Annotated in this window: 26 protein-coding genes and 1 pseudogene; 13 read left to right on the plus strand and 14 right to left on the minus strand. The window is 57.7% G+C overall.

What is annotated here, in order from left to right; all coding sequences use genetic code 11:
• Positions 1 to 42 precede the first annotated feature (42 nt).
• Positions 43 to 1320, plus strand: a complete 1278-nt coding sequence (gene hemL, locus CR159_RS08305) for a glutamate-1-semialdehyde 2,1-aminomutase (protein ID WP_102073537.1) — start codon at positions 43 to 45, stop codon at positions 1318 to 1320.
• Positions 1321 to 1365: 45 nt separating this feature from the next.
• Here hemL and CR159_RS08310 read toward each other — a convergent pair whose 3' ends face one another.
• From CR159_RS08310 to CR159_RS08335, 6 genes are all read right to left on the minus strand, one after another.
• The gene (locus CR159_RS08310) at positions 1366 to 1779 is read right to left on the minus strand and encodes a RidA family protein (RefSeq protein ID WP_102073538.1); all 414 of its coding nucleotides are present in this window, start codon (positions 1777 to 1779) and stop codon (positions 1366 to 1368) included.
• A complete protein-coding gene (locus CR159_RS08315; RefSeq protein ID WP_102073539.1) occupies positions 1776 to 3440 on the minus strand; it encodes an AMP-binding protein in 1665 nt (554 codons plus the stop codon). The genes CR159_RS08310 and CR159_RS08315 overlap by 4 nt, the downstream gene beginning before the upstream one ends.
• Before the next feature lie 2 nt (positions 3441 to 3442).
• Positions 3443 to 4294, minus strand: a complete 852-nt coding sequence (locus CR159_RS08320) for an enoyl-CoA hydratase family protein (protein ID WP_102073540.1) — start codon at positions 4292 to 4294, stop codon at positions 3443 to 3445.
• Positions 4295 to 4319: 25 nt separating this feature from the next.
• Complete coding sequence (locus CR159_RS08325) at positions 4320 to 5108, minus strand: SDR family NAD(P)-dependent oxidoreductase (RefSeq protein WP_102073541.1); 789 nt, start codon at positions 5106 to 5108, stop codon at positions 4320 to 4322.
• Positions 5105 to 7444 carry a bifunctional salicylyl-CoA 5-hydroxylase/oxidoreductase gene (locus tag CR159_RS08330; RefSeq protein ID WP_102073542.1) on the minus strand — a complete coding sequence of 780 codons (2340 nt, stop codon included), beginning with the start codon at positions 7442 to 7444 and terminating at the stop codon, positions 5105 to 5107. Before CR159_RS08330 ends, CR159_RS08325 begins: the two co-directional genes overlap by 4 nt.
• Before the next feature lie 104 nt (positions 7445 to 7548).
• The gene (locus tag CR159_RS08335) at positions 7549 to 8634 is read right to left on the minus strand and encodes a M14 family metallopeptidase (protein ID WP_102073543.1); all 1086 of its coding nucleotides are present in this window, start codon (positions 8632 to 8634) and stop codon (positions 7549 to 7551) included.
• 162 nt (positions 8635 to 8796) lie between these two features.
• On the opposite strand from CR159_RS08335, the gene CR159_RS08340 reads away from it, so the two are divergent.
• The 8 genes and pseudogenes from CR159_RS08340 (at position 8797) to proB (ending at position 15659) form a co-directional block, all read left to right on the plus strand.
• On the plus strand, positions 8797 to 9312 hold the full coding sequence (locus tag CR159_RS08340) for a MarR family winged helix-turn-helix transcriptional regulator (protein WP_439650503.1): 516 nt from the start codon (positions 8797 to 8799) through the stop codon (positions 9310 to 9312).
• Positions 9313 to 9377: 65 nt separating this feature from the next.
• The gene (argJ, locus tag CR159_RS08345) at positions 9378 to 10604 is read left to right on the plus strand and encodes a bifunctional glutamate N-acetyltransferase/amino-acid acetyltransferase ArgJ (protein ID WP_102073544.1); all 1227 of its coding nucleotides are present in this window, start codon (positions 9378 to 9380) and stop codon (positions 10602 to 10604) included.
• Between the two features lie 135 nt (positions 10605 to 10739).
• A complete protein-coding gene (locus CR159_RS08350; protein ID WP_369406248.1) occupies positions 10740 to 12146 on the plus strand; it encodes a GGDEF domain-containing protein in 1407 nt (468 codons plus the stop codon).
• A 39-nt stretch (positions 12147 to 12185) separates the two neighbouring features.
• Positions 12186 to 12341: pseudogene (locus CR159_RS22320) on the plus strand (dihydrofolate reductase family protein); the annotation flags it as partial.
• 244 nt (positions 12342 to 12585) lie between these two features.
• The gene (gene rplU, locus CR159_RS08360; RefSeq protein ID WP_102068846.1) at positions 12586 to 12897 is read left to right on the plus strand and encodes a 50S ribosomal protein L21; all 312 of its coding nucleotides are present in this window, start codon (positions 12586 to 12588) and stop codon (positions 12895 to 12897) included.
• Positions 12898 to 12934: 37 nt separating this feature from the next.
• The gene (gene rpmA / locus CR159_RS08365; protein ID WP_102073545.1) at positions 12935 to 13195 is read left to right on the plus strand and encodes a 50S ribosomal protein L27; all 261 of its coding nucleotides are present in this window, start codon (positions 12935 to 12937) and stop codon (positions 13193 to 13195) included.
• Between the two features lie 134 nt (positions 13196 to 13329).
• Positions 13330 to 14451, plus strand: coding sequence for a GTPase ObgE (obgE, locus tag CR159_RS08370; RefSeq protein WP_102073546.1), 1122 nt, complete (start codon positions 13330 to 13332; stop codon positions 14449 to 14451).
• Between the two features lie 17 nt (positions 14452 to 14468).
• On the plus strand, positions 14469 to 15659 hold the full coding sequence (gene proB, locus CR159_RS08375) for a glutamate 5-kinase (RefSeq protein WP_102073547.1): 1191 nt from the start codon (positions 14469 to 14471) through the stop codon (positions 15657 to 15659).
• On the opposite strand, the gene CR159_RS08380 is transcribed toward proB, so the two are convergent.
• Positions 15643 to 16131: an Lrp/AsnC ligand binding domain-containing protein gene (locus tag CR159_RS08380; protein ID WP_102073548.1), complete on the minus strand. Its 489-nt coding sequence runs from the start codon at positions 16129 to 16131 to the stop codon at positions 15643 to 15645. The two genes, proB and CR159_RS08380, sit on opposite strands and share 17 nt — an antisense overlap.
• 192 nt (positions 16132 to 16323) lie before the next feature.
• Here CR159_RS08380 and CR159_RS08385 point away from each other — a divergent pair, with 192 nt between their 5' ends.
• Entirely contained in the window at positions 16324 to 17577 is a 1254-nt protein-coding gene (locus CR159_RS08385; RefSeq protein ID WP_102073549.1) for a D-amino acid dehydrogenase, read from the plus strand.
• A gap of 9 nt (positions 17578 to 17586) precedes the next feature.
• Here CR159_RS08385 and CR159_RS08390 read toward each other — a convergent pair whose 3' ends face one another.
• Positions 17587 to 18342, minus strand: coding sequence for a helix-turn-helix domain-containing protein (locus CR159_RS08390; RefSeq protein ID WP_102073550.1), 756 nt, complete (start codon positions 18340 to 18342; stop codon positions 17587 to 17589).
• Positions 18343 to 18467: 125 nt separating this feature from the next.
• On the opposite strand from CR159_RS08390, the gene CR159_RS08395 reads away from it, so the two are divergent.
• Positions 18468 to 18866: a helix-turn-helix domain-containing protein gene (locus CR159_RS08395; protein ID WP_102073551.1), complete on the plus strand. Its 399-nt coding sequence runs from the start codon at positions 18468 to 18470 to the stop codon at positions 18864 to 18866.
• A gap of 79 nt (positions 18867 to 18945) precedes the next feature.
• Here CR159_RS08395 and CR159_RS08400 read toward each other — a convergent pair whose 3' ends face one another.
• From CR159_RS08400 to CR159_RS08425, 6 genes are all read right to left on the minus strand, one after another.
• The gene (locus CR159_RS08400) at positions 18946 to 19608 is read right to left on the minus strand and encodes a YiaD family glycine zipper/OmpA-like lipoprotein (protein WP_102073552.1); all 663 of its coding nucleotides are present in this window, start codon (positions 19606 to 19608) and stop codon (positions 18946 to 18948) included.
• 211 nt (positions 19609 to 19819) lie between these two features.
• On the minus strand, positions 19820 to 20821 hold the full coding sequence (locus tag CR159_RS08405) for a Bug family tripartite tricarboxylate transporter substrate binding protein (protein ID WP_102073553.1): 1002 nt from the start codon (positions 20819 to 20821) through the stop codon (positions 19820 to 19822).
• A 102-nt stretch (positions 20822 to 20923) separates the two neighbouring features.
• A complete protein-coding gene (locus tag CR159_RS08410; protein ID WP_102073554.1) occupies positions 20924 to 21664 on the minus strand; it encodes an amino acid ABC transporter ATP-binding protein in 741 nt (246 codons plus the stop codon).
• A 54-nt stretch (positions 21665 to 21718) separates the two neighbouring features.
• Positions 21719 to 22816, minus strand: a complete 1098-nt coding sequence (locus tag CR159_RS08415) for an amino acid ABC transporter permease (RefSeq protein ID WP_102073555.1) — start codon at positions 22814 to 22816, stop codon at positions 21719 to 21721.
• Positions 22817 to 24001 carry an amino acid ABC transporter permease gene (locus tag CR159_RS08420; RefSeq protein WP_102073556.1) on the minus strand — a complete coding sequence of 395 codons (1185 nt, stop codon included), beginning with the start codon at positions 23999 to 24001 and terminating at the stop codon, positions 22817 to 22819.
• Between the two features lie 89 nt (positions 24002 to 24090).
• Complete coding sequence (locus CR159_RS08425) at positions 24091 to 25107, minus strand: amino acid ABC transporter substrate-binding protein (protein ID WP_102073628.1); 1017 nt, start codon at positions 25105 to 25107, stop codon at positions 24091 to 24093.
• Between the two features lie 137 nt (positions 25108 to 25244).
• Between CR159_RS08425 and CR159_RS08430 the strand changes: the two genes are divergently transcribed.
• Positions 25245 to 25916, plus strand: a complete 672-nt coding sequence (locus CR159_RS08430; RefSeq protein WP_102073557.1) for a cell division ATP-binding protein FtsE — start codon at positions 25245 to 25247, stop codon at positions 25914 to 25916.
• The gene (locus CR159_RS08435) at positions 25913 to 26821 is read left to right on the plus strand and encodes a cell division protein FtsX (protein ID WP_102073558.1); all 909 of its coding nucleotides are present in this window, start codon (positions 25913 to 25915) and stop codon (positions 26819 to 26821) included. The genes CR159_RS08430 and CR159_RS08435 overlap by 4 nt, the downstream gene beginning before the upstream one ends.
• The last annotated feature ends 1 nt before the right edge of the window (position 26822 follow it).

A 26822-nucleotide genomic window follows, 5' to 3' on the forward strand; every position in this document is an offset into this window, starting at 1 on the left:
GCCTGAACTTCCTTTATCTTTCCCGCTTTGAGTCTTAACACCATGTCTCGCAATACAGAACTATTTGAACGCGCCTGTCGAACCATTCCTGGTGGCGTAAATTCCCCCGTAAGAGCATTTCGCTCGGTCGGCGGATCGCCGCGGTTCATCACGCGCGCCCAAGGCCCTTATATGTGGGACGCTGAAGACACTCGCTATATCGATTACGTTGGTTCCTGGGGGCCTGCCATCCTCGGCCATGCGCACCCCGAGGTCATCCGGGCCGTGCAGGAAGCCGCGGTCAATGGACTGTCCTTTGGCGCACCCACCGAAGCCGAGATCGAGATTGCCGAGGCTATCGCTGCGCGCCTGCCTTCCATCGAGAAAGTCAGGCTGGTCAGCTCCGGCACCGAAGCCACCATGTCGGCCATCCGATTGGCCCGAGGGGTAACCGGACGCTCCAAGATCATTAAATTCGAAGGCTGTTATCACGGCCACGCCGACAGCCTGCTGGTAAAGGCCGGCTCCGGCATGTTGACGTTCGGCAACCCGACCTCTGCAGGCGTGCCGCCCGAATTCATCAAGCACACCCTGGTGCTCGACTACAACAAACTGCAAGCCGTTGAAGCCGCATTCCAGGAATACGGATCTGAAATTGCCTGCATCATCGTCGAGCCGATCGCCGGCAACATGAATCTCATCAAGCCGGTACCGGGATTCCTGGAAGGCTTGCGATCACTGTGCACGCAGTACGGCGCACTGCTTATTTTCGACGAGGTAATGACGGGCTTCCGTGCCGGACCGCAAGGCGTACAAGGTTTGACGGGCGTCACGCCCGACATCACCACACTGGCCAAGGTCATCGGCGGCGGCATGCCGGTCGGCGCCTTTGGCGGCCGTGCCGACATCATGGAGCACATCGCACCCATCGGCAACGTGTACCAGGCGGGCACGCTGTCGGGTAATCCGGTCGCTGTTGCCGCAGGACTGGTCACACTGAAGCTATTGGCCGAACCGGGATTCTACGAGCGCCTCGAGACGCAATCCGGAAAGCTCGCGAACGGCCTGGCCGAACGCGCCAAGGCCGCCGGCATCACGATGTGCACGGACTACGTCGGCGGCATGTTCGGCCTTTACTTCCGCGACGCCGTTCCGACCACTTTCGACGAAGTGTCCACCTGCGACGTTGAGCTTTTCAAAAAGTTCTTCCACGCCATGTTGATCAAGGGCGTGTACTTTGCGCCGTCAGCCTACGAGGCAGGTTTCATTTCATCGGCTCATGACGATGACGTGATCCAGCAAACCCTGGATATCGCCGAAGAAGTGTTCACCAAGCTATAAACATGCCGTCTGGCAGCGCGGACATCTCCGTGCTGCCAGACTTGGCTATGGCGCTGCGGCCGGGACCACAGCCGTCACTTCGATCTCCACCCGTGCGCGATCCTCGACCAGGTCGGCCACTTCCACCGCCGTCATGGCCGGAAAGTGGCGTCCGATAATCTCGCGATAATGGCGGCCGACATCACGCAGCGCGGCCGTGTATTCCTGTTTGTCGCACACATACCAGGTCATGCGCGTGATGTGCTCGGGGCCCGCCCCAGCTTCCTGGAGTATGGCCACGATATTCTTCAGCGCCTGGCCCACTTGCTCCGCAAAATCATCGGTTTCAAATTCCTGCTGTCCATTCCAGCCGATCTGCCCTCCGACGAAGATCAGGCGGCTGCCTACACCCATTTCAGCCATGATGCCGTTCGCATAGCCGCGCGGCTCCAGCCACGTTGGCGGTTGCAAGGTGATCATTGAGTTTTCCTTTCTTTAATGGTTTTCTGACGCAGGACGAAGCGCTGCAGCTTTCCCGTTTCGGTACGAGGCAGGCTGTCGACAAACTCGATGGCGCGCGGATACTTATAGGGTGCGACAACGGCCTTGACATGGTCCTGCAACGCTTTGACCAGGGCCGGACCTTCCTGCAACCCGGGCTTGAGCACCACGAACGCCTTCACGATACTGCCGCGCTCGGGGTCGGGCTGGCCGACCACACCGCATTCGGCCACGGCGTCGTGGAGCAACAGGGCTCCCTCGACTTCCGGTCCGGCGATGTTGTAGCCGGCCGAAACGATCATGTCGTCGTTGCGCGCCTGGTAATACAGATAACCATCCTCGTCCATCGCAAAGGTGTCGCCGGGCAAGTTCCAGCCCTGTTGCACGAACACAAGCTGGCGCTCATCGTCAAGATAACGGCATCCGGTTGGGCCCTTCACGGCCAGCCTGCCCACTACGCCCGGTTCGACCGGCTGGAAATGCTCGTCGACAACCTGCGCCACGTAGCCCGGCACGACTTTGCCGATCGCACCACGGCGCACGTCGCTTCCGGCACTCGATACGTAGACATGTATCATTTCCGTGCCGCCTATGCCGTCTATCATTTCGATGCCGGTCGCCTTCTTCCACAGCTGCCGTGTTGCATCGGGCAAGGCCTCGCCGGCCGACACTGAATTCTTCAGCGAAGAAAGATCGTACTTGTCGACCAGGGCGGACATTTGGCGATAGAAGGTCGGCGCGGTGAAGCTCATGGTGGCGCCGAAGTCCTGGATGGTGGCCAGCAACTCGTCGGGCGATAGCTTTTCGACCAAAACCGTAGACGCCCCCACCCTTAGCGGGAAGCACAACAGGCCACCCAGCCCGAACGTGAACGCCAGCGGCGGCGTGCCGCAAACGATGTCATCCGCGTTCATGCGCAGAGTATGGCGGGAAAAGGTGTCGCACATGGCCAGCACGTCACGATGAAAGTGCATGCAACCCTTGGGCTTTCCTGTGGTGCCGCTGGTGAATGCAATGAGGCACACATCGTCAATGGCGGTCTCGCACGCCTGGAACTCATCAGGCTTGGCCGCCGCCAGTTGGTCCAGGCTGTCGAGGCCGTCGTCATGAAAATAACGTACATGCGTCAGCTGCGGACAAAAGCTGGCGTGGTCCGGATCAAGGCAGTACTCGATCTCCGCCGAAAGCCGTTTATCGCACAGAACCGCTTGTATCTGTGCCTTGTCAATGATTTGCCGGAGTTCGAACGCTCTCAGCAACGGCATGGTGGGTACAGTCACCAGGCCCGCCTTGACAGCCGCAAGCCATGATGCGGCCATCATTACATTATTGGGTCCGCGCAACAGCACCCGGTTGCCGGGCTGCAACTGCATGTCCTGCACCAGGACGTGCGCAATCCGATTGACCAATTGCATCAATGCGCGATAGCTCATGGTTTGCTTGCCCGACGCGTCACGCCAGCGCAGCGCTATACGCTCGCCCAGGCCTTGCCGGACACGTTCATCGACCAGGGCAACCGCGCAGTTCAAACGCGAGGGATAGACAAGATCTGGGTTGTCGTCCAACAGCAATTCGGGCCACTGCTCCAGGGGCGGCAGGTGGTCGCGCGCAAACGTGTCGATATGGGCCGATTTTTCCATTCTTAGTCGCCTTCAAAAACGGGCTTCTGCTTGGCCACGAAGGCGTCGTACGCGCGTCGGAAATCCTTGGTCTGCATACAGATCGCCTGCGCCTGGGCTTCCGCTTCAATGGCTTCGTCCACGCCCATATTCCATTCCTGGTGCAGCAGCTTCTTGGTCATACTGTGCGCAAAAGAAGGTCCATCGGCCAGTTGCCGCGCCAATTCCTGTGCCGCGCCCAGCACCGAGGCCGACGGCTGCAAGCTATTGAAAAAGCCCCAGGCCAGCCCCTCGTCAGCGGTCATGGCGCGCCCGGTGTACAGCAACTCCGATGCCCTGCCTTGCCCGATCATGCGTGGCAACAGGGTGCATGCACCCATGTCGGCCCCCGCCAGCCCCACCCGGGTAAACAGGAAGGCGGTGCGGGCCTGGGGCGTACCGATACGCATATCGGATGCAAGGGCAATCATGGCACCGGCCCCCGCGCAAATTCCATCGACGGCCGCTACCACTGGCTGGGGGCAAGCGCGCATCGCCTTGACCAGGTCCCCCGTCATCCGCGTGAAGTCGAGAAGTTCCGGCATGGACATGCGGGTCAGCGGCCCGATAATTTCATGCACGTCGCCACCCGAGCAGAAGTTGGCGCCCGCGCCCACTACAACGACACACTTGATGTCGCTGGCGTATACCAGCCCTCGAAACAAGTCGCGCAATTCCGCGTACGAATCGAATGTCAACGGATTCTTGCGTTCGGGTCGATTGAGGGTAATGGTGGCCACCTTGCCGTCATCCGACACATCCCACAGGAAATTGCTGGCCTGGTAGCCCGCGTAAGGTCGCTTGTGGCCGTCCATAGTATGTAGTGTTGCATCCATTGTCTTCTCCTGAATTTGGTCCGTCCTAGCCAGTCATTACTTCGCCGCCGTCCACCGGAATCGATTGGCCATTGACGGACGACGCCCCTGGCGTACACAGCCAGGCCACTGCCTGTGCCACTTCGTCCGGCTGGATCAGTCGGCCCTGCGGATTGCGTTCGGCGAGCTTGCCCTTCGCCTGCTCCGCGGTCATCCCGGTCTTGCGGGAAATATTGGCAACGGCCTCGTGGACGATATCGGTTTCGGTATACCCGGGACATACCGCATTGACCGTCACCCCCTTCCTGGCCGTTTCCAGCGCCAAGGCGCGCGTCAAGCCTATGACACCGTGCTTGGCGGCACAGTAGGCGCTGACATAGGCGTAGCCCACCAGGCCTGCGGTACTGGCTACATTCACGATGCGCCCCCACTGGCGTTCAAGCATGTCCGGCAGGCCTGCCTGCATACAATGGAATGTGCCGGTGAGATTGACCGCGATCATCTGTTGCCAGGCGGCTTCGTCAACCTTGTCGAAACGTTCGCTCACCGCCTGGCCGGCATTGTTCACCAGGATATCAACCGGACCGAATGATTCCCTGGCCTTCCGAAAGATGCCATCCACGTCGGCGCGCACGGAGATATCCCCGCTGGCGTACGAAACCTCGCCCAAAACGGCAAGCGGCTGGGCCGCCGCTTTCAACGCCTCAGCTCCGCGACCGACAAGCGTCACCCTGGCTCCCATGCCCAGCAGCCGTTGCGCAATGGCAAAGCCTATTCCGCGGGAGCCGCCCGTCACCAGCGCATGCCGTCCAGTCAAAAGCGTGGAGTCGTTCATTTTCCTACCGGCTGCGCATACGCGGCCGCCCGTTCAAAATTGGTTTCCAGTTGCCGCTTGGCCGGAAAGTACTGCCTGGGCCAGGCCACGTCGCTGGCGCCTATCCTTGCGGACTCGCGCAGCGTCCACGATGCGTCGGCAAGGTGCGGACGCGCCAGCGCGCACAGGTCCGCCCTTCCCGAAGCGATAATGCTATTCACGTGGTCGGCTTCGAAAATCGCACCGACCGCAATCGTGGGTATTTGCGCCTCATTTCGCACACGATCGGAAAAAGGCGTCTGATACATGCGTCCGTAAACAGGCTGCTCTGCCTTGCTTACCTGGCCCGAAGAACAGTCCACCATGTCTGTGCCTGCAGCTTTGAAGCGACGGGCGATTTCAACCGCGTCGTCCGCCGTTATACCTCCGTCTACCCAGTCATGCGCCGAAATACGTACCGACATGGGCAGATGTTCAGGCCACACGGCCCGGACCGCAGCAAAGACTTCCAGGGGGTAACGCAGGCGATTGTCCAGTGATCCGCCATACTCATCATCCCGCTGATTGGTCAGCGGCGAAATAAAGCTCGACAGAAGATAACCGTGGGCGCAATGCAGTTCCAGCCAATCAAAGCCAGCCTCGGCGGCGCGCACGGCGGCGGCTACGAAGCCATCCCGCACCGATTCCATCTGGTCCCGCGTCATGGCCTGCGGAGTCTGCGACACGCCATCGATATAGGGCAGTGCGGATGCGGACAGCAGAGGCCAGTTGCCCTCGGGCAATGGCATATCCGTGCCTTCCCAGCTGACCCGCGTCGATCCCTTGCGTCCCGCATGCCCGAGCTGGATGCCGATCCTGGCATCACTGTTGCCGTGGACAAAATCCACAATGCGCTTGAATGCCGCAGCCTGCTGATCGTTCCACAGCCCTGGGCAGCCGGGGGTAATTCGCGCTTCGGGCGAAACGCAGGTCATCTCGACCATGACCAGTGCCGCCCCGCCCATGGCCCGCGCGCCCAGATGCACAAGATGGAAATCGCCCGGAACACCATCCACACTGGAATACATCGCCATGGGCGAAACCACGATGCGATTCTTCAAGCGTATGCCGCGCACCGTATAAGGGGTGAGCATCGGCGGGCGAGACCCGGCATTACCGGCTGGCGTGCCGGCCATGTCGGCCATCCAGCGCTCATAGCCTTCCAGCCACGACGCATCGCGCAAACGCAGGTTCTCATGAGAAATACGCTGCGACCGCGTCAATAAGGAATAGGCGAATTGTTCCGGCTCAAAGCCGGCATACCGGGCCACGTTTTCGAACCACTCGGTGGAGTTGCGCGCGGCATTCTGGATCTTCAATACTTCGACACTGCGCACATCCTGATAATGGGCCAAAGCAGCCGCCAGGTCATTATTGCAGGCGAGAATCGAACGGTTCAGTTCGATGGCGTCCTCCAGGGCAAGCTTGGTGCCCGAGCCGATCGAAAAATGCGCGGTATGCGCGGCGTCACCCATCAACACGACGGGAACCGTACGTCCACCGGGCAATGGCTGGTGGTGCACCCATGCATCACAGATGACTCTGGGGAAACGAATCCAGATGGCCGAGCCCCGCAAGTGACCCGCATTGGAGATCAGGGCGTTCCCGCCCAGCCATGGCGCGAAGAGCCTTTCGCAATAAGCAATGCCCTCTTCCTGGCTCATCGTCTCCAGTCCAGCCGCTTTCCATGTTTCGTCGAGCGTCTCGACAATGAAGGTCGACATTCCCGGCTCGTATTGATAGGCATGAGCCTGGAACCAGCCATGTTCCGTCTGCACGAAAGCAAACGTGAACGCATCGAATGTTTGCCGCGTACCGAGCCACACAAAACGACATTGACGCGTATCGATATCGGGCTTGTAGGTGGCAGCATAGCGCGTGCGGATGCGGCTATTGAGGCCGTCGGAAGCGATGATAAGGTCGGCGCCGTATTTTTCCGCAATCGCCTGGTCATCGGCGACATCGGTTTCGAATACGAGTTTCACGCCGATTTCTTCGCAACGAGCCTGAAGGATATTGAGCAGTTTCTTGCGCCCTATCCCAATGAACCCGTGGCCGCTGCTGCGCAAGCTGCGGCCCTTGTAATGAATGGCGATATCGTCCCAATGATTGAATGCGTCGCTGATCTGGATGGCGGACACCGGATCAGCCTCTTTGAGATTCTCGAGCGTAGCATCCGAAAATACCACGCCCCATCCGAACGTATCGTAAGGCCGGTTGCGCTCGACAACCGTCACGTCATGGCCGGCGTCAGTCAGCTTCATGAGCAAACCAAAATACAGGCCGGCAGGCCCTCCACCAATGCAAACGACTTTCATGCGCGGCTCCAATGCTTTAAGCTTAAACTATATAGGCGGGAAAAACCATTGGCAAGGAGTTTGGGCAGCATCGGTACATGGTGATTTCCCTTGGCAGCTTAAACTTACCGACCGGACAGGCCGTACAAGGCCTGCAGTAACCCGGTACGCGATTGTCCTATGACAGCCCCACGCCAGTCGTCGTTATCCGGATAAAACGCTGCCTTATGGGCCGCCTTTATTGCATTGCGCTGCGCGTCACTGACGCCGCTGCGACCGGCTTGCCAGCGATCGCTGCGCAGGGCAAGGAACACCTCGTCCATGGGCAGGGTACCGAACTCCAGCGCCAGGAAAGTGAGCTCTGGTACCTGCCGGCACTCTTCCAGCATGGCGCGCATGCCCGTCCCGCCTATGTCCACCGTGCTCGATTCGGAATCGACCACCGACACCACGTCGCTGCCCCACCAGGCACGCGCGCGGCGATAGTCTTCTGCTGTCTTTTGCACAAAGATTTTTTCGGCATGCCCATAAGGGCCTAATCCGGTGTGATAGTCGATCCAGGCCATGCGATCGCGATTTTGTCCAAAATGCCGCAGAATATCGCGTAGCGTAGTGTTACTCCAGGCAGGCGCCTGGCCGCCGTAGAAAAGCCCGTCAGGATGACTGAACTGGCCAAGCATCATGCCTTCACGGTAGGCTTGCTCTCCTTCCTCTTTGATAAAGGACTGGATGGCGGCGGCGTTGGCGGGCTCCGGCGGCCACGCTTCTGGAACCAGCAAAGGATGCAGCGTCCGATAATGACGATTGTCCGGCAGCGGTTTGCTGAAATCGCAAAAATTGCGATTCAAGTCGACATTGTCTTCATTGGTACGATGCCCCCATGAAAAACCATAGGGATTGACCGCGTGGATAAGCAAGATGCCTATCCCGTTGGCTTCCGCCAGATCCAGCAGCGGCTGGTCGTTCAGCAAGGCCACCTGGCAGCCGGAGCCGCAATACCCTTCCTCGCCATGCATGGCAGAGGTCAATACTAATAAAGCACGCGCATCGTCAGCGCCGAAATACGCTGCATCGGTCGATAGAATTTCGCCGTCCGCACCGACTCCCGTGGGATTCACATACGACTGCAATGCGCATTGCCGCTGGCTTGCCGTGTTAATGAAACGGGTCCTGGATTCGGCATAACTTCCGCCGAAAAACGCTTGAAACATAAATCTATCTCCAATTGCTATTTTTCTTCATGTTCCCTGCATAACATCAAAGACGCCCGACAGGGCCGCTTACTACACTGGTGTTGACCACCACACGGCAATTTAACACCCCCACTTAATTGAAGACTAAACTATCCTGGTCGTTAATACGGGACCCACAACATGAACGATATGCCTGACATAGCAACACTGCAACGCACGCCCGACCTTGAAAGCCGGGTTGTACCTGAAGACCACCAGGATCTTCGCCTATGGCTGCGGCTACTCACCTGTTGCAACCTGATCGAAGGCGAAATCCGCAGTCGCCTGCGCTCTGAGTTCGAAACCACGCTTCCACGCTTTGACCTGATGGCGCAATTGCTGCGCGTCCCCAGCGGCATGAAAATGAGCGAACTCTCCCAACACATGATGGTCACCAACGGTAACATCACCGGCATCACCGACCAGCTTGAAAAAGAAGGGCTCGTAGAACGTGTCAAGGTCGCATCCGATCGGCGCAGCTCCCTGATCCGCCTTACGGTCAAAGGCAAGCGCACGTTCAAGAAAATGGCCAAGCTGCATGAAGAATGGATACAGGCCATGTTCGGTGGCCTGTCTGAAAAGAGCCGCGGCGCCCTCTTCGAAGCGCTGGGAGAACTCAAGGCCATGACCCAGGCCAAACTGTCGGGCCGCTCCTGATAGAATTACCAGTCGCGGCCGCGCGCAGCCGGTCCTTTTTTCTTTTTCATTGTTGAGTCACCGTCATGGCCGTCAATTTGTATATCCCGCCGGAATCGAACATCTTTACCGTTGCAGGCATCGAAATAGGCACTGCCGAAGCCGGCATACGCAAAGCCAATCGGCGCGACCTGACCGTATTCCGCCTGTCCGAGGGCAGCAGCGTGGCCGGCGTCTTCACCCAGAATCGCTTTCGCGCCGCGCCGGTACAAGTCTGTGAGGCACACCTGGCCACCGACCAGGGAGTCCGCGCGCTGGTCATCAACACCGGCAATGCCAACGCGGGTACGGGCGACAGCGGATTGCACGCATCCAGGGAAACCTGCAAAGCCCTGGCCAGCCTGCTTAATATCACGCCCGCACAGGTCTTGCCGTTCTCCACCGGTGTCATTCTGGAACCCTTGCCACTGGATCGCCTGGTGGCCGGACTGCCTGCGGCTGTCGACAGCCTGGACGACAACAACTGGTTCGCTGCCGCCCACAGCATCATGACCACCGACACGCAACCCAAGATCGTATCGCAGCGTGTCGCACTGGGTAACAAGACCATAACCATTACCGGCATCAGCAAAGGCGCCGGCATGATACGCCCCAACATGGCGACCATGCTGGGTTACCTGGCAACCGATGCAGGTATTGCACCGGCGTTGCTGAAAGAGATGGCGCCCGACATCGCCAACCGCTCTTTCAACCGCATCACCGTCGACGGCGACACCTCCACCAACGATTCATTTATTGTCATGGCCACCGGCAAAAGCGGCGTCCAGATCGATTCAAAATCAGACCCTCTCTATGCGCAGCTATACGCCGCGCTGGCGGATGCCGCCACCGAACTGGCGCAGAAGATCGTGCGCGACGCCGAAGGTGCAACCAAGTTCATGACCATACAGGTAGAGCAGGCAAAGACCACTGAGGAAGCGCTGAAGGTGGCTTATGCGGTGGCACAGTCGCCCTTGGTGAAGACTGCCTTCTTTGCGTCGGACCCGAACCTCGGACGTATTTTGTGCGCCATCGGCTATGCCGGCATCACGGACCTGGACGTAAGCGGCATCAAGCTCTGGCTGGGTGACGTGTTGGTAGCCAGCAAGGGCGAACGCCACCCGGACTACCAAGAGGCGGACGGCCAGCGGGTCATGAAGGAGGCCGAGATCGTGGTGCGCATCGAACTGGGGCGCGGGGATGTATCGGACACGGTCTACACCTGCGATTTCTCGCATGAGTATGTGAGCATCAACGCGGATTACCGGTCATAGAGCATGGCGGCTGCGGTCGCCTTATTGCTGTACCCCGGCAGCTGCCCTACTTTGCACACAAACGGCGCCGATGGCTGGTGCCGGACTGGCTCAACGCGTCTGCGGTCCCGTGCTTTGCCGGGACTTCCCGGATAAATGATCCGTCCCGAGGCGGCCGCGAACCTGCTCCAGTGCGCACAGTGGCTCGATGACCTGAAGATCGTACGATTCGTGCGCCGCTTCGAGGTTGAGTTCGATCTCGCCCAAGTGAGACATTACAATTGGCCCCGCTCGAGCTCCCCCAGTGATGTATCGCAGCGCAGGAATTCTGCCTCATCTCTCAATGTCCATATTATGGTTGCAACCACTCTCGTCGCCATGCTGTGTGCACACCTATTGTGCTTTTCAGGCATGTTTTTACTCATTAGTCGACGCCTGCCCGGCAACAAAATGGGAATGGATTTTTTTGCCGTAGGCAACCTCCTGCTGGCGTCGGCCTATATCCTGCAACTGGTTGAAGGAGGTCCCACCTGGAGCGTGATGAGCGTGGCCAACCACATACTCACGCTGGCCGCTCCAATCGTCTACTGGCTCGGCGCCATGCGTTTTTTTGGGCGTCAGGTTCGATTATGGCGTTCGCTGATCTTATTTGCCGTGACCTATGGCCTTGCTCAATTATTGGTGCAGTGGAACGCTGGACCCGCCGCACGTTACGCAATGCTTGCGGCGGTGGCAACCATGCTTTTCTTTGCAATGACAATAACCGTAATCTATGGTGTGCGCACTTTTGCAAAAGACCTGCATGGAGAGATGATTTTTTTTGCGCTTCTGATCGGGGGGATTTGTGTTCTTAACGCACTAAAGTTCATGAAAATCGTAGATGATGGCTTGGATGCCCTGCACATGGATAGTCGCTTTCAAATGACCTTCTACATCTACATGTCGACCCTGGCTACCATTGTGCCGCCCTCTATTGTCTGGTTAGTACTGCGACGATTGACAGATAATCTGCGCAATATGGCCGCGCATGATCCCATGACGGACCTGCTTAATCGCAGAGGGCTTTTGGAAGCGCTACAACTGTATTTTAATGCTCGGAATACCGCGCCTGCTTACTTGTTGCTGATGGATATCGACCATTTTAAGGTAATCAACGATACCTACGGCCACCAAGAGGGGGATGAGGTTATATGCCATGTTGCAGACTTACTTCGCTCCGCAGTGCGGCATGGCGACTTGACAGCTCGTATTGGCGGGGAAGAGTTCGTAGCCATCTGCTTTGAAACTGACGGCGAGGGTGTCATGCGCTTGGCAGAGCGTCTGCGTGCTAGTGTTGAAAGCCAAGCGACCAAAGTTGCTGGTTCTGGTCATCTGCTGCACTGCACGGTCAGCATTGGGATTTCATCATATTTCTCTGGCGCGCATGGTCAAGAGGATGCTTTTCGACAAGCCGATTCCGCTCTCTACAGGGCAAAAGCGGCGGGGCGAAATCGAATCGAATTAACCAACATCTCTCACAGCATTTCAGCTGAGAATACTAAACTAGCAATAGTGAACCGATAGAGATATCACCAGTGGCTGGTCCCAACGCGCACCTTCCAGCGGACCTTGTTCAGTGACGGCCTCATTGATGAACTGCACATCGCTATCGCGCCGCTCCTGCTCGGCCGGGGAGAATCGCTGTTCGAAGGAATCGACGTGCAGGCTCTGGTTCGTCCAACAAACCCGAATCTGAGGCGAAGGGGGCTGGTGTGGGCCGCACGGAACTTGACCGCGCGGGAAGTCCCGGAACGGGACCGCAGCAATGTGAAGTCCGGTCCACACCAGCCCCCTGCGCCGGCAGAATTACAAAGAGAACGATGGACAAGATCCAGCCCCAGCATCCCGGTAACTAATTGACTTCACATACAATTTCAACAACATCAAGTTGACTTCCCCCCACACTTCACGCTAGAATCTTTCGCTTGGCATTCGGCCAAAGCTTTTAATTAGGAACTCCCACATGTACGCGGTCATAAAAACCGGCGGCAAACAGTATCGTGTTGCTGCAGGTCAAAAACTAAAGATAGAACAGATACCGGCAGACATTGGGCAAGAAATCTCGCTAGACCAGGTACTCTCGGTCGGCGAAGGCGAACAATTACAAATTGGTACGCCTTTCGTCACTGGTGCCATCGTCACAGCAACCGTTCTTGCACAAGGCCGCCACGACAAGGTAAAGATTTTCAAGATGCGCCGTCGCAAGCACTACCAAAAGCGTCAAGGCCATCGTCAAAATTACACCGAACTCCAAATCGTAGCCATCACGGCCTAACGATAGACTCAACGGTTTTGTATAGCAGGAGCTAAACATGGCACAGAAAAAAGGCGGCGGCTCAACGCGTAACGGCCGCGACTCAGAATCGAAACGACTAGGTGTAAAAACCTACGGCGGCCAGCTCATCTCGGCGGGTTCGATCATCATTCGTCAGCGCGGCACACAGTTCCACCCCGGCACGAACGTTGGTATCGGCAAAGACCATACCTTGTTCTCGCTGGTCAACGGCACCGTTAAATTCGCCATCAAGGGCGCGCTTAACAAACGTACCGTTTCGGTCATTGCAGCCGAGTAGTTTTTCCGGCAAGCAGACCTGAAAAAGCCCTGCCATAAGGCGGGGCTTTTTGTTTTAGAATAACCTGGCAAGCCATGCTTGCACGTTCCTCACTGAACACACCCATTTATTGCTATTTTAGAGCCACCTGAAAAATGAAATTCGTAGACGAAGCAACCATCGAAGTCATCGCCGGCAAAGGCGGCAATGGCGCCGCGAGCTTTCGCCGCGAAAAATTCATACCCAGGGGCGGCCCCGATGGCGGCGACGGTGGGCGGGGGGGCAGCGTGTATGCCGTTGCCGATCGCAACATCAATACCCTTATCGACTTTCGCTACGCCCGCCTGCACCGCGGCAAGAACGGTGAAAACGGCCGGGGGTCCGACCAGTACGGCGCCGCCGCACCCGACATCATTTTGCGTATGCCGGTCGGCACGACCATTCTTGATGCTGAAACCGGCGAACAGCTTTTCGACCTGGATCATCACAATGAACAGGTTACCCTTGCCGCAGGCGGCAGCGGCGGCCTGGGCAACCTGCACTTCAAGTCCAGCACCAACCGTGCGCCCAAGCAGTTCACTCCCGGGCAGGAAGGCCAGCAGCGGAAGCTGAAGCTCGAACTCAAGGTACTGGCCGATGTCGGCCTGCTCGGTATGCCCAACGCCGGCAAATCAACACTGATCAGCAAAGTTTCGAATGCACGTCCCAAGATCGCGGACTACCCGTTCACCACGTTGCATCCTAACCTGGGCGTCGTGCGCACCTCGCCATCGCGCAGCTTCGTCATTGCCGATATCCCGGGCCTTATCGAGGGCGCTTCCGAAGGTGCGGGCCTTGGCCACCTGTTCCTGCGCCATCTGTCGCGCACGCGCGTGCTGCTGCACCTGGTGGACGTCTCGTCACCCGATCCGGATACCGATGGCATCGAGCAGGCCGCCAATGATGCCCGCGCCATTGTCGAAGAGCTCCGTCTCTACGACACCGATCTCTACGAAAAGCCACGCTGGCTGGTTCTCAATAAGCTCGACATGATCGACAACCCCGAAGAAGCGCAGGCGCGCATCTGCAAGGCACTCGACTGGAATGGGCCTGTATTCAGTGTCTCCGCGCTCACCGGCGACGGCACACAGCAACTGATATGGCGCCTGCAAGACTGGCTCGACGCCGACAAGCAAAAGAGCCACCTCGAACAGGACAAAGCCGACGGAAGCTATATTGCCGAAGACCCTCGCTTCGATGAGACACGCAGCGACGCGGTAAATCCCGACAACACCTGATCATTGCGTCTTTTGTTATGGCAGCCAACTCCAACATGCAGTCCGCGATTGCGCAGGCCAAACGCCTGGTCGTCAAAGTAGGCTCTTCACTGGTCACCAACGAAGGCAAAGGCATCGACGTTCAGGCCGTTGCACATTGGGCCCGTCAAATTGCCGCCTTGCATGCGCAAGGCAAGCAAATGGTGTTGGTATCAAGCGGCGCCATTGCGGAAGGCATGGCGCGGCTTGGCTGGCCCCGTCGACCCAATGCCATGCACGAACTCCAAGCCGCCGCCGCGGTCGGGCAGATGGGCCTCATACAAGCTTACGAAGTTGCGTTCGCCCAACATGGCATACGAACAGCGCAAATCCTGCTTACGCATGAAGACCTTGCCGATCGCCGACGGTATCTTAATGCACGCAGCACGCTCTATACCTTGCTGGCGCTGGGCGTCGTGCCCATCGTCAATGAAAACGATACTGTGGTTACCGACGAAATTCGATTGGGCGACAACGATACACTGGGCGCCCTGGTCACCAACCTGATCGAGGCGGAGGCACTCATCATCCTGACCGATCAGGCGGGCCTGTACAGTGCCGACCCCCGCAAAGATCCCGCTGCGCGGTTCATCTCTATCGGCAGGGCCGGCGATCCTGCCCTTGAAGCAATGGCCGGTGGTTCCGGCAGCAGTATTGGCACGGGGGGAATGCTCACCAAAGTACTGGCGGCAAAGCGTGCCGCGAATAGCGGCGGACATACCGTTATTGCTTCCGGTCGCGAATCCGACGTGCTGCTTCGGCTTTCCGGGGGCGAACAAATCGGGACCGAACTGCGCGCACTGTTACCAGTGCGTTCAGCACGTCAGCGCTGGCTGGCGAACCACTTGCGGCTGCGCGGCCGGGTCACCCTGGATAGCGGCGCGGTGCAGGCGGTGACACGGGACCACAAAAGCCTATTGGCCATCGGCGTAAGCGCGGTGGAAGGCGAGTTCGAGCGTGGAGACGTCGTGGCTTGCGTGGATCAGCATGGCGTTGAATACGGACGTGGCCTGATCAATTATTCGTCCACCGACACCCGCCGTATCTTGCGGCAACCCAGCAGCCGCATTGCCGATATTCTGGGCAGCATGTCTGACGTCGAACTCATGCACCGCGACAATATGGTGTTCGTGCGCGGTCCCCTTCCGGGCAATCCAACTTGCACCGAAACGGTCATTTCTGAGCCGTAATAAACAGCGTTTCCTTGACTTCCTCCATCACCACGCAGCTTTTGGTCTGCGTAACCCCAGGTAGACGCAACAGGATATCGCCCAGCAAACTGCGATATTGGCTTATCTCCTTGATTCGGGCTTTCACCAGGTAGTCGAAATCGCCGGATACCAGATGGCATTCCTGGATCTGTGGGATGCAAAGGATTTCCCGCCTGAAGTCATCGAAGCTGCGGTCCGACTTGCTTGACATGGATATTTCCACAAAAACCAGCAAGCCGGCGTCCAGCGCAGTGGGCGCTACCCGCGCGTAATAGCCCGTGATGACACCGTCGCGCTCCAACCGCCTGACACGCTCGATACAGGGCGTAACAGTAAGCCCGACTTGCTCGGCGAGTTCAGTCATCGACATGCGGCCGTCGCGCTGCAGCAAATCCAGAATATGTCGATCGAGTTTATCCAATGTACAAACTGGATCTCTCTGTATACGCACTTCATTTCCCCCCGAATCGCACTGCTGTAACGGTGATATTTCAGGCCATGTGGGCCGATCAGCAATTATTGCTGAAAAACCACCCGCATGCTTCGCAAACCATATAAATCATCGTAAAGCGCGATTCTTTAGAAAAAAATACTGGGCAACCTCCCGTACCATCATAAAGATTAACTTGAACGGCGTTTTGAAATGAAAATTGTGGTGTTGGGCGCGGGCGTAATAGGAGTCACGACGGCTTACTACCTGGTCAAGCAGGGTCACTCGGTACGCGTCTACGAGCGGCAAGCCGCCTCGGCGCTTGAGACCAGCTTTGCCAATGCAGGGCAGATTTCCTACGGCTACTCCTCGCCGTGGGCCGCGCCCGGTGTGCCCATGAAGGCATTGAAGTGGATGTTTGCCCAGCATCCGCCATTATCCATTCGTCCTGACGGCAGCCTTTTTCAGCTGCAGTGGATGTATCGGATGTGGCGAAATTGCACCGCCAGCCGCTATGCCGTCAATAAAGAACGGCTAGTCAGGCTGTCAAGCTATAGCGGGGCATGCCTGAAGGAATTGCGGGATGCCATCGGCATTCAATATGAAGGACGCCAGCAGGGTACGTTGCAGCTGTTCCGTACCCAGCAGCAACTCGATGCGGTGGCACACGATATTGCCGTACTGAAAGAGGCCGGCATGGACTACCAGCTGCTGGGCCGGGGCGAACTCGCCACCGCAGAGCCCGGCCTGGCACATAGCCAAGACAAATTGATGGGCGGCTTGCGGCTGCCTGGCGACGAAACAGGAGACTGCCATATCTTCACGACGCGGCTGACCGAAGAGGCGAAGAAACTAGGGGTTGAGTTTCACTACGGCGCCAACGTGCAGCAACTGCACATTGGTGCAGGCCAGGTATCCGGCATACAGTGCGACAACCGGCTGGTCAACGCCGATGCCTATGTCGTCGCACTAGGGTCGTACTCCAGCCCGTTCCTTAAGAATATCGAACAGCTGCCTGTTTACCCCATGAAGGGGTATTCAATTACCGTGCCAATCGCCGATGAGAGTCGCGCTCCGCTATCGACCTTGCTGGACGAAACCTACAAGACAGCCATCACCCGATTCGACAACCGCATAAGGGTTGGCGGCATGGCCGAGATAGCAGGCTTTGACCTTAGCTTGAATCCGGCCCGCCAGAAAACACTTGAAATGGTGGTGGACGATCTTTTCCCCGGCGCCCGGGCGCATGGCGACGTGTCGTTCTGGACCGGACTACGGCCCAAGACACCAGACAGCACGCCTATCGTGGGTGGCACACGCTATGCAAACTTGTTCCTGAATACGGGGCACGGCACGCTGGGGTGGACCATGGCCTGCGGCAGCGGACAGCTACTGGCCGATATCATGTCCGGCAAGGCTACCGCCATACCCAGCGACGACCTGTCGATACATCGTTATGGGAAGTAACGTTGCGGCTCAGGGCTGGCCGCTTACGCGCCCGGTGAACATATAGCCCCACCGGTGCACGGACTGGATAGGCGCTACACAGCCCTGCGTGCGAAATTTGCGCCGCAGACGACTGACCAGCAAGGCCAGGCGCGCATGACGATATGGCGGCGCATTATCTGCACAGCTGCTATTGATGGCACCCAACAGCCGGCCATGGTTGGCCCGCAAGCCCGGAGCGGCGAAAAGCGCGGCCAGGAAAGCGCGCTCGACCGCCGTGAGGCGGATGCGTTGTTGCTGTGGACCGGTTATTACCCATCCCCATTCGGTTAAAGCCCAATGCCCCTGTGCGGCCGGGACGTCTGGCACAGGAACAGCGGCGTCTAGGGATACGTCGACGGCAGCGGCACGCGCAACCAGGGGATGCAACGTGGCCATAAACAGGGCCGCCGAGGCACTGTAACGACAATAATTGTCTGCGCCGCTATGCAATGTATGCGTGAGCACGGCTTCCGTGCCCGAGGTGACCAGCGCAAGAATGCCCACGGACGGAAACAACTTGCGCAAGCGGTTTGCCGCCATACAGTTATTGACCAATGAACTGGCCAAGAGAATGACCCACGGCGTTGTGACCTGCCCCCGATACTGCGCCGCCATTTCACAAAGCGCCTGTAGGTCGGCACACACTATGACGATGTAGCCTTGGCCTTGAAGCTGGGCAATATGATGCTGCGATGCCTTGGCTGGCCGTTCATTGAGGACTAGCACGGTGGGAGCTGGAGTCATAGAAGGGCCTGTAAAGTTGGGTCTGGACAGTCAAGAAAAGCCTTGACCCAAATTTACCGCGCATTATCACATTTGTAATTAGCATTATTACCAACGTGATTGAATAAAATCGTTCAATCACATTCGTGAACCTGTTTGCTGAACGTCTCCGACATATTCGTGCTCAACGCGGCATGAGCCAAGCGGCTCTCGCCCGTGCTTGCGGACTCTCGCAAAGTGCAATCGCCAACTACGAGAATGGCAGCCGAAAATCAGCAAAAGATGTTTTCAGGCTGGCGGAAGCGCTGAATGTCAATCCTATGTGGCTTGCCTTGGGCGAAGGACCCGTCGAAGCGCTTTCAAGCGTAAAGTCGCCGGTTTACCGGCTTACTGACGCGGCTCCCGCGCACCGGCTGGCACCCTGGCCATTTGCCGATACACCACCCGAAGTCTATTGGTCGCTTTCAGATGGCGAACGCGCAGTGGTCGAGACGACGCTCAGCAGCCTGATCGAATCACTGAAAAAGAAACGGCCGAATCCGTAAGCCATAATAGATAAGGGGGCCCGCAATGAGCCCCCAGGTCGCCGGGCGCAGCGGCTTGCCGCCGCGCCAGTATTGAATGTTATTGCTGAATAGCGTACAGGAACAGTTCAACGCGACGATTCATCGCGCGCCCGTCCGCCGTACTGTTGTCAGCCACTGGGCTGCTGGGCCCACGCCCTTCTGCCGTGACGTAATTGGTGGGCACACCTTGCTGCGTTAGGTAGTTTGCCACCGCACGTGCGCGGTTGACCGAAAGCGTCTGGTTGGTGGCATCCGAACCGGTGCTGTCGGTGTAGCCAATGGACTTGGCTCGTAATTCAGGATGTTGCACCAAGGCGCGCGACACACTGTCGAGCACCGGCAACAGCGCGGGCTTCAATGCGTACTTGCCGGTATCGAACGATACGTTGCTGGGGATGTTCACCCGCAGGGTGCCGTCAGGCATTTCGGTTACATCAACGCCCAGGCTGCTTGCTCCGGACTTCTCGACGTCGTTCTTGACGCCGGCCCAGTTATACCCGGCGATACCGCCGGCAACCGCGCCAATGCCGGCGCCGATGGCAGCCGATTTACTGCTGTCGCCAATCAGGGCGCCCAGACCGGCCCCAACGGCGGCACCCGCACCGGCTCCCATCGCGGTCTTGCCGCCCTTTCCCATTCCTTCCATGTTGGCACAACCTGCCATCAAGGCCACAACGCCGATGCATGATGCAATTCGACCAGCACGTATAGATACTTTCATGTAATTCTCCTTTTCCCCGATACGCAGCGCACATCACTGCCGGCCCTAATCCTAACAAGCGAGGTCAAGCACGGGTGTTACATTTTGGTTCAGCACGCTTAATTTTTACTTGTGTTGATACATCGGCCTCATGATCCCGCAAAATAATGCGCCCAAAAAAATTGAGCCTGTGCAATACAGGCTCAACCTTCAGGACTTGATGCTTTTGTACTTAGAACAACTTGGCGCCGGATGCCTTGACGATGTCTTTGTACTTCGCCAAGTCAAGCTTCACCAACTCTGCAAATTCTTCGGGTGTCGTCGGCTTGGCATCTGAACCCATGGTCAGCAGGTTCTGGCGTACAGTCGGGTCCTGCAGCGCTTTTACATACGCAGCGTTAAGCTTGTCCACGATGGGCTTGGGCGTTCCGCCGGTGGTGAACACACCAAACCATGTTCCCAGGTCGAACTTCTCGACCCCTGCTTGTTCCATGGTCGGCAGATCAGCGAAAGCCGACGAACGTTCCAGCGTTGTAACGGCCAATGCCTTGACCTTTCCGTCCTTGATCAGGGACGCTGCCGAAGCCAGGTTGTCGAACATGAAGTTCACCTGCCCGCCCAATAAGGCGAGCTTGGCGGGCGCGGCACCTGCATAGGGCACGTGGACGGTCTTGATACCGGAGCGCGCATTAAGCAATTCGCCCGCGAGGTGTCCTGCACTGCCGTTCCCGCCCGAGGCAAAGTTCAGCAGGTCGGGGTTCTTCTTGCCGTAGGCGATCAGGTCGGAGACCGAATTGATGCCATTCGACTTTGCAAAGTCGGCGTTCAGAATCAATACGTTGGGTACCGAAGCGACCAACGTGACGGCTTCGAAGCTGGTGACAGGATCGAAAGGCAGCTTTTCGTACAGCCAAGGATTAATGGCATTGATGGCCACTGCCCCCATGACTAGCGTATAACCGTCTGGCTTTGCCTTGGCGGCAATGCTGGCACCGATATTTCCGCCGGCACCCGGACGATTTTCTACGATGATCGTGCCAAGATCAGGGCGTGCTTTTTCAGCCAGCAGACGAGCCATGCTGTCGAGCGGACCACCGGCCGCGTAGGGCACGATGAAGGTGATGGGCTTGGAGGGGAATTCGTCGGTGGCGGCCGACGCTGGAGCTGCCGAGATGGTCATGCAGGCAAGCAGTGCTGCTGCGGTCAAAGGCCATTTTTTAATTGCGGAGAACATAAATTAGTAACACTCTGTTGTAAATAATAGTGAGTCATAACCCTACACCATTTTGACGGCCGCCGCGAATTCCGAGTGCGGCGGACATGGTGCCCGGGTATATCAGTGCAGGATCTGACTGAGAAAAAGCTGGGTGCGTTCGTTTTGCGGGCTATCGAAGAAGGCGTCAGGCGTATTCTGTTCGATGATCTCGCCCTGATCCATGAAAATCACACGGTCGGCCACTTTGCGGGCGAAGCCCATTTCGTGAGTAACGCAAAGCATGGTCATGCCGCTTTCTTCCGCCAGGCCCACCATGACGTCCAGGACTTCCTTGACCATTTCGGGGTCCAGTGCCGAAGTCGGCTCGTCGAACAGCATGATCTTCGGGCTCATGCACAAAGAGCGGGCAATCGCCACGCGTTGCTGCTGCCCGCCCGAAAGCTGGCCCGGATATTTGGCGGCCTGGTCTGGAATGCGGACACGCTCGAGATACTTCATGGCGGTGGCCTCGGCGTCGGCGCGCGATTGCTTCAACACCCATATCGGCCCCAAAGTAAGGTTTTCGAGCACGGTGAGGTGTGGAAAAAGATTGAAGTGCTGGAACACCATGCCGACATCCCGGCGAATGGCTTCGATCTGCTTCAGATCATTGGTAAGCTCTACGCCGTCGACCACAATGCTGCCTTGCTGATGCTCTTCCAGGCGATTGATGCAACGTATCATGGTCGACTTACCGGACCCCGAAGGCCCGCAAATGACAATCCGCTCGCCCTGGGCAACATTCAGGTTGATGTTGCGCAAGACGTGGAACTGCCCAAACCACTTATTGACATCCTCCAGGCGAATAATGGCCTCAGACATGTCTGTACTCCCTTGTTTGAATCTGCGCCTGCATTTTTGCACACGGCATGTTGATCAACGTTGATGTCCGGTTTGCAAGTGCTTTTCCAGCGATTGGCTATAACGGGAAATCGAAAAGCAGAAAATAAAATAGATAAATGCAATGAACAAATAGGCTTCAGCACTGAAACCGCGCCACGCCGCATCGGCAACCGCTGCCTTGGCCGCCTGGGTCAGGTCGAAAATGCCAATGATAACGACCAGCGAGGTATCTTTGAACAGCGAAATGAAAATGCCGACGAGCGGCGGTATCACCACCTTCAATGCCTGCGGCAAGATGATCTTGCGCATTTGCTGCCAGTAGCTCAGGCCGATGGAGTCCGCGCCTTCGTACTGCCCCTTCGGTATGGCCTGCAAGCCGCCACGCACCGTCTCGGCAATATAGGCCGCTGCAAAAAGAATGATTGCAATCTGCGCCCGCAGCAGCTTGTCGATGCTGAAACCTTCAGGTAAAAACAACGGCAGCATGACGGACGACATGAACAACAAACTGATCAGGGGCACGCCTCGTATGAGTTCAATATAGATGACGCACAACGCCTTGACCGCCGGCATGTTCGAACGGCGTCCCAGCGCCAGCAGCAAGCCTAGCGGAAAAGCGAACGCAATCCCGAATGTAGCCAGTATGAGTGTAAGCGGCAGGCCGCCCCAACGATCGTTTTCGACGTGGGTCAGTCCGAAGACCCCCCCCCACATCAGGACCGCTACGGCAACTAGCGCGACCGTCCAGATAAGAAGCAGCGAAGGCTTCCAGAACCACCGCACGCAGCTGCACACGATGACGGCAATGAGAATGATGGTGGCCAATAGCGGACGCCATTGCTCGTCGTAGGGATAGATGCCGAAAAGTATCAGGCGATGCTTCTCGACGATGAAGGCCCAGCAGGCTCCCCCCGAAGCCCGGCATTCCTGCGCCGTTGTTGCGTCGAAATTGGCCCTGATGAACAGCCACTCGATCATAGCCGGCACGACCATCAGCAACAGCCACGCTACCAGAACGGTTAACAATGTGTTCAATGGTGAGGAAAAGAGGCTGGCCCGCATCCAGCCGATGATGCCCTGCCGGCTGACGGGCGGAGCCAAGCTCGGGGCGCTCGATGTATTCACGCTCATTTAGCGCTCCACCAGCGCTATGCGCTTGTTATACCAGTTCATGAAGATAGAGATCGACAGGCTCACGGTGAGGTAGGCCGCCATGATGATCAGGATGCCTTCAATGGCCTGCCCGGTCTGGTTAAGCGTGGTGTTCACCACCGACACAATATCGGGATACCCGATCGCCACCGCCAGCGAACTGTTTTTAGTGAGATTCAGGTACTGGCTTGTCATGGGCGGCACAATAACCCGCAACGCCTGAGGCAGGATGACCAGGCGCAGCATGCGGGCCCGTGACAGTCCCAAGGCGCCGGCGGCTTCCCATTGCCCCTGATTCACCGACTGGATGCCGGAGCGCACGACTTCCGCCACGAAGGCGGATGTATACATGACAAGACCGGCAAGCAACGCGCTGAATTCAGGAGAAAGCGACATGCCACCCGTGAAGTTGAAGCCCTTCAGTTCCGGCAATTCAACCGTGAGCGCGGCACCGCTCAGCAACCACCCGGCAACAGGTAGTGCAAAAAGCAGCAAAATACCGACACGCAGCAGGGGGAAAATCTTGCCGGTTGCGTCCTGACGTTTCCTGCCCCAGTGTGCAAGCAGCACAATACCGATGATGGCTACCGCCAATCCCGCTACGATCCAGTCCAGCCCGTCGCCCTGCAGCGTAGGCAACTTGAGACCACGATTGGAAATGAATACGCCAGGCAGCGGATTCAATGCATCGCGCGGCCCCGGCGTACTTTCGGTGATGATGGCATACCAGAAGAAAAGCTGCAGCAACAAGGGAATGTTGCGCATGACTTCAATATAAGCGCTCGCGACACGCGACAAGAGCCAGTTCTTGGACAAGCGTGCAATACCCAGCAGCGTGCCGAACAGCGTAGCGGCAATAATTCCGACTACCGATATCCGTAGGGTGTTGAGCAAACCCACCCAAATTGCGCGACCGTAGGTATCGGCCGGTGTATAGGCCACGACCGATTCGCCAATGGCGAATCCCGCTTCCTGGCTCAAGAAGCCAAAACCGGTGGAGATATTGCGCGCGGCAAGATTATGCAGCGTATTGGAGACCAGGTACCAGACCGCGAAACCCACAAGACTCAATATCAGCGCCTGGTAGATCAGAGCCCGCGTGGCGGGATCATTCCATGACAGGCGCCTTGCCGGCGCCTTAGGCGAAGGTGTGTTTTTCGTCATAAAGATAAATCGTTTGGGGACTCCTGACGCAGGAGTCCCCTATTTGAAAGCCAGGCAATTGCGCTGGCCTTTCTATAACAACTGCAAGACTAGCGCACTGGCCAGCCGTACATCAGGCCGCCGTCACGCCATTGTGCGTTAAGGCCGCGTTCCAGCTTCATTGCCGAGCTATTGCCAAGATTACGCTCGAAAGATTCGCCGTAGTTGCCAACTTGCTTGATGAGGTTGTACGCCCATTTCTGGTTCAAGCCAAGGCCCTTGCCCATTTCGCCCGTTACACCCAGGATACGCTGGATGTTCGGATTTGGGCTTTTCAGCATTTCGTCGACGTTCGACGACTTGATTCCGTACTCTTCGGCTTCAAGCATGGTATTGAGTGCCCAACGCACTACCATGAACCATGGGTCGTCGCCCTGGCGAACCATGGGTCCCAGTGGCTCTTTGGAAAAATCTTCTGGCAGGATGACATGATCGTCGGGTTTGGCCAGCGTTGAGCGTGTCGTGGCCAGGCCGGACTTGTCAGTCGTATATGCATCGCAACGACCGGCTTCGTAAGAGCGCATGGCTTCATCAGGATTGTTGATGACGACGGGCTTGAATTCCAGCTTGTTGGCACGGAACCAATCCGCAAGATTCAGCTCAGTCGTGGTGCCGGGCTGCACGCATATGGCCGCACCGCTGAGTTCTTTCGCGCTCTTGATGCCCAGGCTGGTCTTGACCATGATGCCTTGGCTGTCATAATAGTTGATGCCCGGAGTCATCAGGCCCAGCGTCGTATCGCGAGTCATCGTTGCCGTGGTGTTGCGCGTCAGCACGTCGATTTCGCCGGACTGCAAAGCCGTGAAACGTTGCTGGGTCGTTTGGGCCACGGCCTTGTATTTGGTGGAGTCCCCGAACATCATTGCGGCAATGGCCTTGCAAAGATCAACATCCAGGCCGGTCCATTCGCCTTTACTGTTTGCAATGGAAAAGCCAGGAAGCCCGGTATGCACGCCGCATTGGACAAAGCCTTTTGCCTTCACCGCGTCCAAGGTCTCGCCCGCATTGGCGGTCGCGGCAACAAAGAACAGCGATGCACCCAACGCAGCGGCTTTAAATAGTTTCATGGATCGTCCTTTCGGTATCTTGAATTGGTCAACACGGCATACAATTGTGCATGTGCCGTTAGCGTGCGAATGGTAGCCGCTGGTATCCATTTAATACATGGGGGATATCCCTTGCGACACCTGGAACTTATGCCAACATGATCGAATTCCAGCACGTTTTCAAATCGTACGGACGTGGGCGGAATATTCTGGCGGATATCAATTTCCGCGTCGAACCCGGCGAATTCGTTTTCGTATCCGGCCCGTCCGGGGCCGGCAAGTCTACATTACTGAAGCTAATTGGCGGACTTGAACCGCCCAGCCGCGGCACGGTGCATGTCAATGGCCACCGCATCGATAAAATGCCATCCCGGGCCCGCCCGTATCTGCGCCGCGCCGTCGGCGTCATCCTCCAAGACACTCATCTGCTCTACGACCGAAACGCCATCAATAACGTACTGCTGCCCTTGGCGGTAGCCGGCCTAGAGACACGGCTCGCGGCCACGCGGGCGCGCGCCGCCATGGAAAAGGTAGGCCTCTCGGGCAAGGAAGATCTCAATCCTGTGGAAATGTCGGGCGGCGAGCAACAGCGCCTGGCCATAGCGCGTGCCATTGTCAATCGACCCGCCATCCTTATTGCAGACGAACCCACTGCCAATCTGGATCAGGAAAGCGCCCGACGCATCATGGAGGTGTTCCGCGATTTCAATCGCGTGGGTGTGACGACCCTGATTGCCTCGCATGACGGGGCCCTCATGGCCGCTTATGCGTCGCGCACCCTGCGCATCGACGCGGGCAGGTTCACCGATATCCCGGGAGTAACGTCATGAGCCGCTGGTTGCGCCAACATCGTTATGCCTGCATGGTGGCCTTACGCCGCCTCTGGTCTCATCCTTTCTCCTCGCTATCGAATATCCTGGTTATCAGCCTGACGCTGGCCATCCCGATTATTGCGGCTTCGATCCTGGTTTCCGCGCAGCCCGTCGTCAAGCAGCTACCGGTCTCGCCCGAGGTCACGCTATTTCTGCAGCCTGGCGCCACGACAGACACCGCTGCCCAACTTGCCCGGAAGCTCCGCGAGGAGCACGCGCAAGATATCCAGGCTGTCCGTGTCGTCGCACGCGAAGATGCGCTCGACACACTCAAATCGAATCGAGCCTGGGCGGACGCGCTTTCGGTGCTGCCCACTAATCCCTTGCCGCATGCCATCGTGGTGTCGCTGATCGAAAGCACCGACCTGGCAAAGCAGGCCAATGCGCTGGCCCGCGAATGGCGGCAACTCGATGCCGTCGACGCTGTGCAACTCGACAGTGAATGGGTCAGGCGCCTGGAAGCCATTCTGGGCTTCGTGCGCATCGGATTGGGGCTGCTTGCGCTGGGCGTGGCCCTTGTGGTGCTTGCCACCGTTTTCAATACAGTGCGCATGCAGGCGCTTACCCAACGCGAGGAAATCGGCGTAGCTCGCCTGGTCGGGGCCACCGAATCGTTCGTGCGCCGTCCTTTCCTGTATTTGGGCGCCCTGACGGGAGTCATTTCCAGTCTTCTCGCAATATTGTTTTCCGCATTGGCCCTGATACCCCTGAATGCCGCCCTTGCCCGGCTCGCCGACAGCTACGGTACGCAATTACTATTAAGCCTGCCCGACAACATAAGCCTGCTGCTGGCAGTGGTGCTCATCGCCATATTGGCGGCCCTGTCGGCACGCTGGTCCGTAACACGCAATACGCGCTTTTGAT

Origin of the sequence: Pollutimonas subterranea (assembly GCF_002849655.1) — a bacterium.
Lineage (GTDB): Bacteria > Pseudomonadota > Gammaproteobacteria > Burkholderiales > Burkholderiaceae_B > Pollutimonas > Pollutimonas subterranea.

Excerpts from the sequence above, each read along its gene's own strand:
- CR159_RS08330 (WP_102073542.1), bottom strand. The coding sequence starts at position 7,444 with ATGAAAGTCGTTTGCATTGGTGGAGGGCCTGCCGGCCTGTATTTTGGT.
- CR159_RS08350 (WP_369406248.1), top strand. The coding sequence starts at position 10,740 with ATGATCCGTCCCGAGGCGGCCGCGAACCTGCTCCAGTGCGCACAGTGG.
- rpmA (WP_102073545.1), top strand. The coding sequence starts at position 12,935 with ATGGCACAGAAAAAAGGCGGCGGCTCAACGCGTAACGGCCGCGACTCA.
- rplU (WP_102068846.1), top strand. The coding sequence starts at position 12,586 with ATGTACGCGGTCATAAAAACCGGCGGCAAACAGTATCGTGTTGCTGCA.
- obgE (WP_102073546.1), top strand. The coding sequence starts at position 13,330 with ATGAAATTCGTAGACGAAGCAACCATCGAAGTCATCGCCGGCAAAGGC.
- CR159_RS08410 (WP_102073554.1), bottom strand. The coding sequence starts at position 21,664 with ATGTCTGAGGCCATTATTCGCCTGGAGGATGTCAATAAGTGGTTTGGG.
- CR159_RS08425 (WP_102073628.1), bottom strand. The coding sequence starts at position 25,107 with ATGAAACTATTTAAAGCCGCTGCGTTGGGTGCATCGCTGTTCTTTGTT.
- CR159_RS08325 (WP_102073541.1), bottom strand. The coding sequence starts at position 5,108 with ATGAACGACTCCACGCTTTTGACTGGACGGCATGCGCTGGTGACGGGC.
- CR159_RS08400 (WP_102073552.1), bottom strand. The coding sequence starts at position 19,608 with ATGAAAGTATCTATACGTGCTGGTCGAATTGCATCATGCATCGGCGTT.
- argJ (WP_102073544.1), top strand. The coding sequence starts at position 9,378 with ATGGCCGTCAATTTGTATATCCCGCCGGAATCGAACATCTTTACCGTT.
- CR159_RS08340 (WP_439650503.1), top strand. The coding sequence starts at position 8,797 with ATGAACGATATGCCTGACATAGCAACACTGCAACGCACGCCCGACCTT.
- CR159_RS08335 (WP_102073543.1), bottom strand. The coding sequence starts at position 8,634 with ATGTTTCAAGCGTTTTTCGGCGGAAGTTATGCCGAATCCAGGACCCGT.
- CR159_RS08315 (WP_102073539.1), bottom strand. The coding sequence starts at position 3,440 with ATGGAAAAATCGGCCCATATCGACACGTTTGCGCGCGACCACCTGCCG.
- CR159_RS08405 (WP_102073553.1), bottom strand. The coding sequence starts at position 20,821 with ATGTTCTCCGCAATTAAAAAATGGCCTTTGACCGCAGCAGCACTGCTT.
- CR159_RS08415 (WP_102073555.1), bottom strand. The coding sequence starts at position 22,816 with ATGAGCGTGAATACATCGAGCGCCCCGAGCTTGGCTCCGCCCGTCAGC.
- CR159_RS08420 (WP_102073556.1), bottom strand. The coding sequence starts at position 24,001 with ATGACGAAAAACACACCTTCGCCTAAGGCGCCGGCAAGGCGCCTGTCA.
- CR159_RS08390 (WP_102073550.1), bottom strand. The coding sequence starts at position 18,342 with ATGACTCCAGCTCCCACCGTGCTAGTCCTCAATGAACGGCCAGCCAAG.
- CR159_RS08430 (WP_102073557.1), top strand. The coding sequence starts at position 25,245 with ATGATCGAATTCCAGCACGTTTTCAAATCGTACGGACGTGGGCGGAAT.
- CR159_RS08320 (WP_102073540.1), bottom strand. The coding sequence starts at position 4,294 with ATGGATGCAACACTACATACTATGGACGGCCACAAGCGACCTTACGCG.
- proB (WP_102073547.1), top strand. The coding sequence starts at position 14,469 with ATGGCAGCCAACTCCAACATGCAGTCCGCGATTGCGCAGGCCAAACGC.
- hemL (WP_102073537.1), top strand. The coding sequence starts at position 43 with ATGTCTCGCAATACAGAACTATTTGAACGCGCCTGTCGAACCATTCCT.
- CR159_RS08310 (WP_102073538.1), bottom strand. The coding sequence starts at position 1,779 with ATGATCACCTTGCAACCGCCAACGTGGCTGGAGCCGCGCGGCTATGCG.
- CR159_RS08435 (WP_102073558.1), top strand. The coding sequence starts at position 25,913 with ATGAGCCGCTGGTTGCGCCAACATCGTTATGCCTGCATGGTGGCCTTA.
- CR159_RS08385 (WP_102073549.1), top strand. The coding sequence starts at position 16,324 with ATGAAAATTGTGGTGTTGGGCGCGGGCGTAATAGGAGTCACGACGGCT.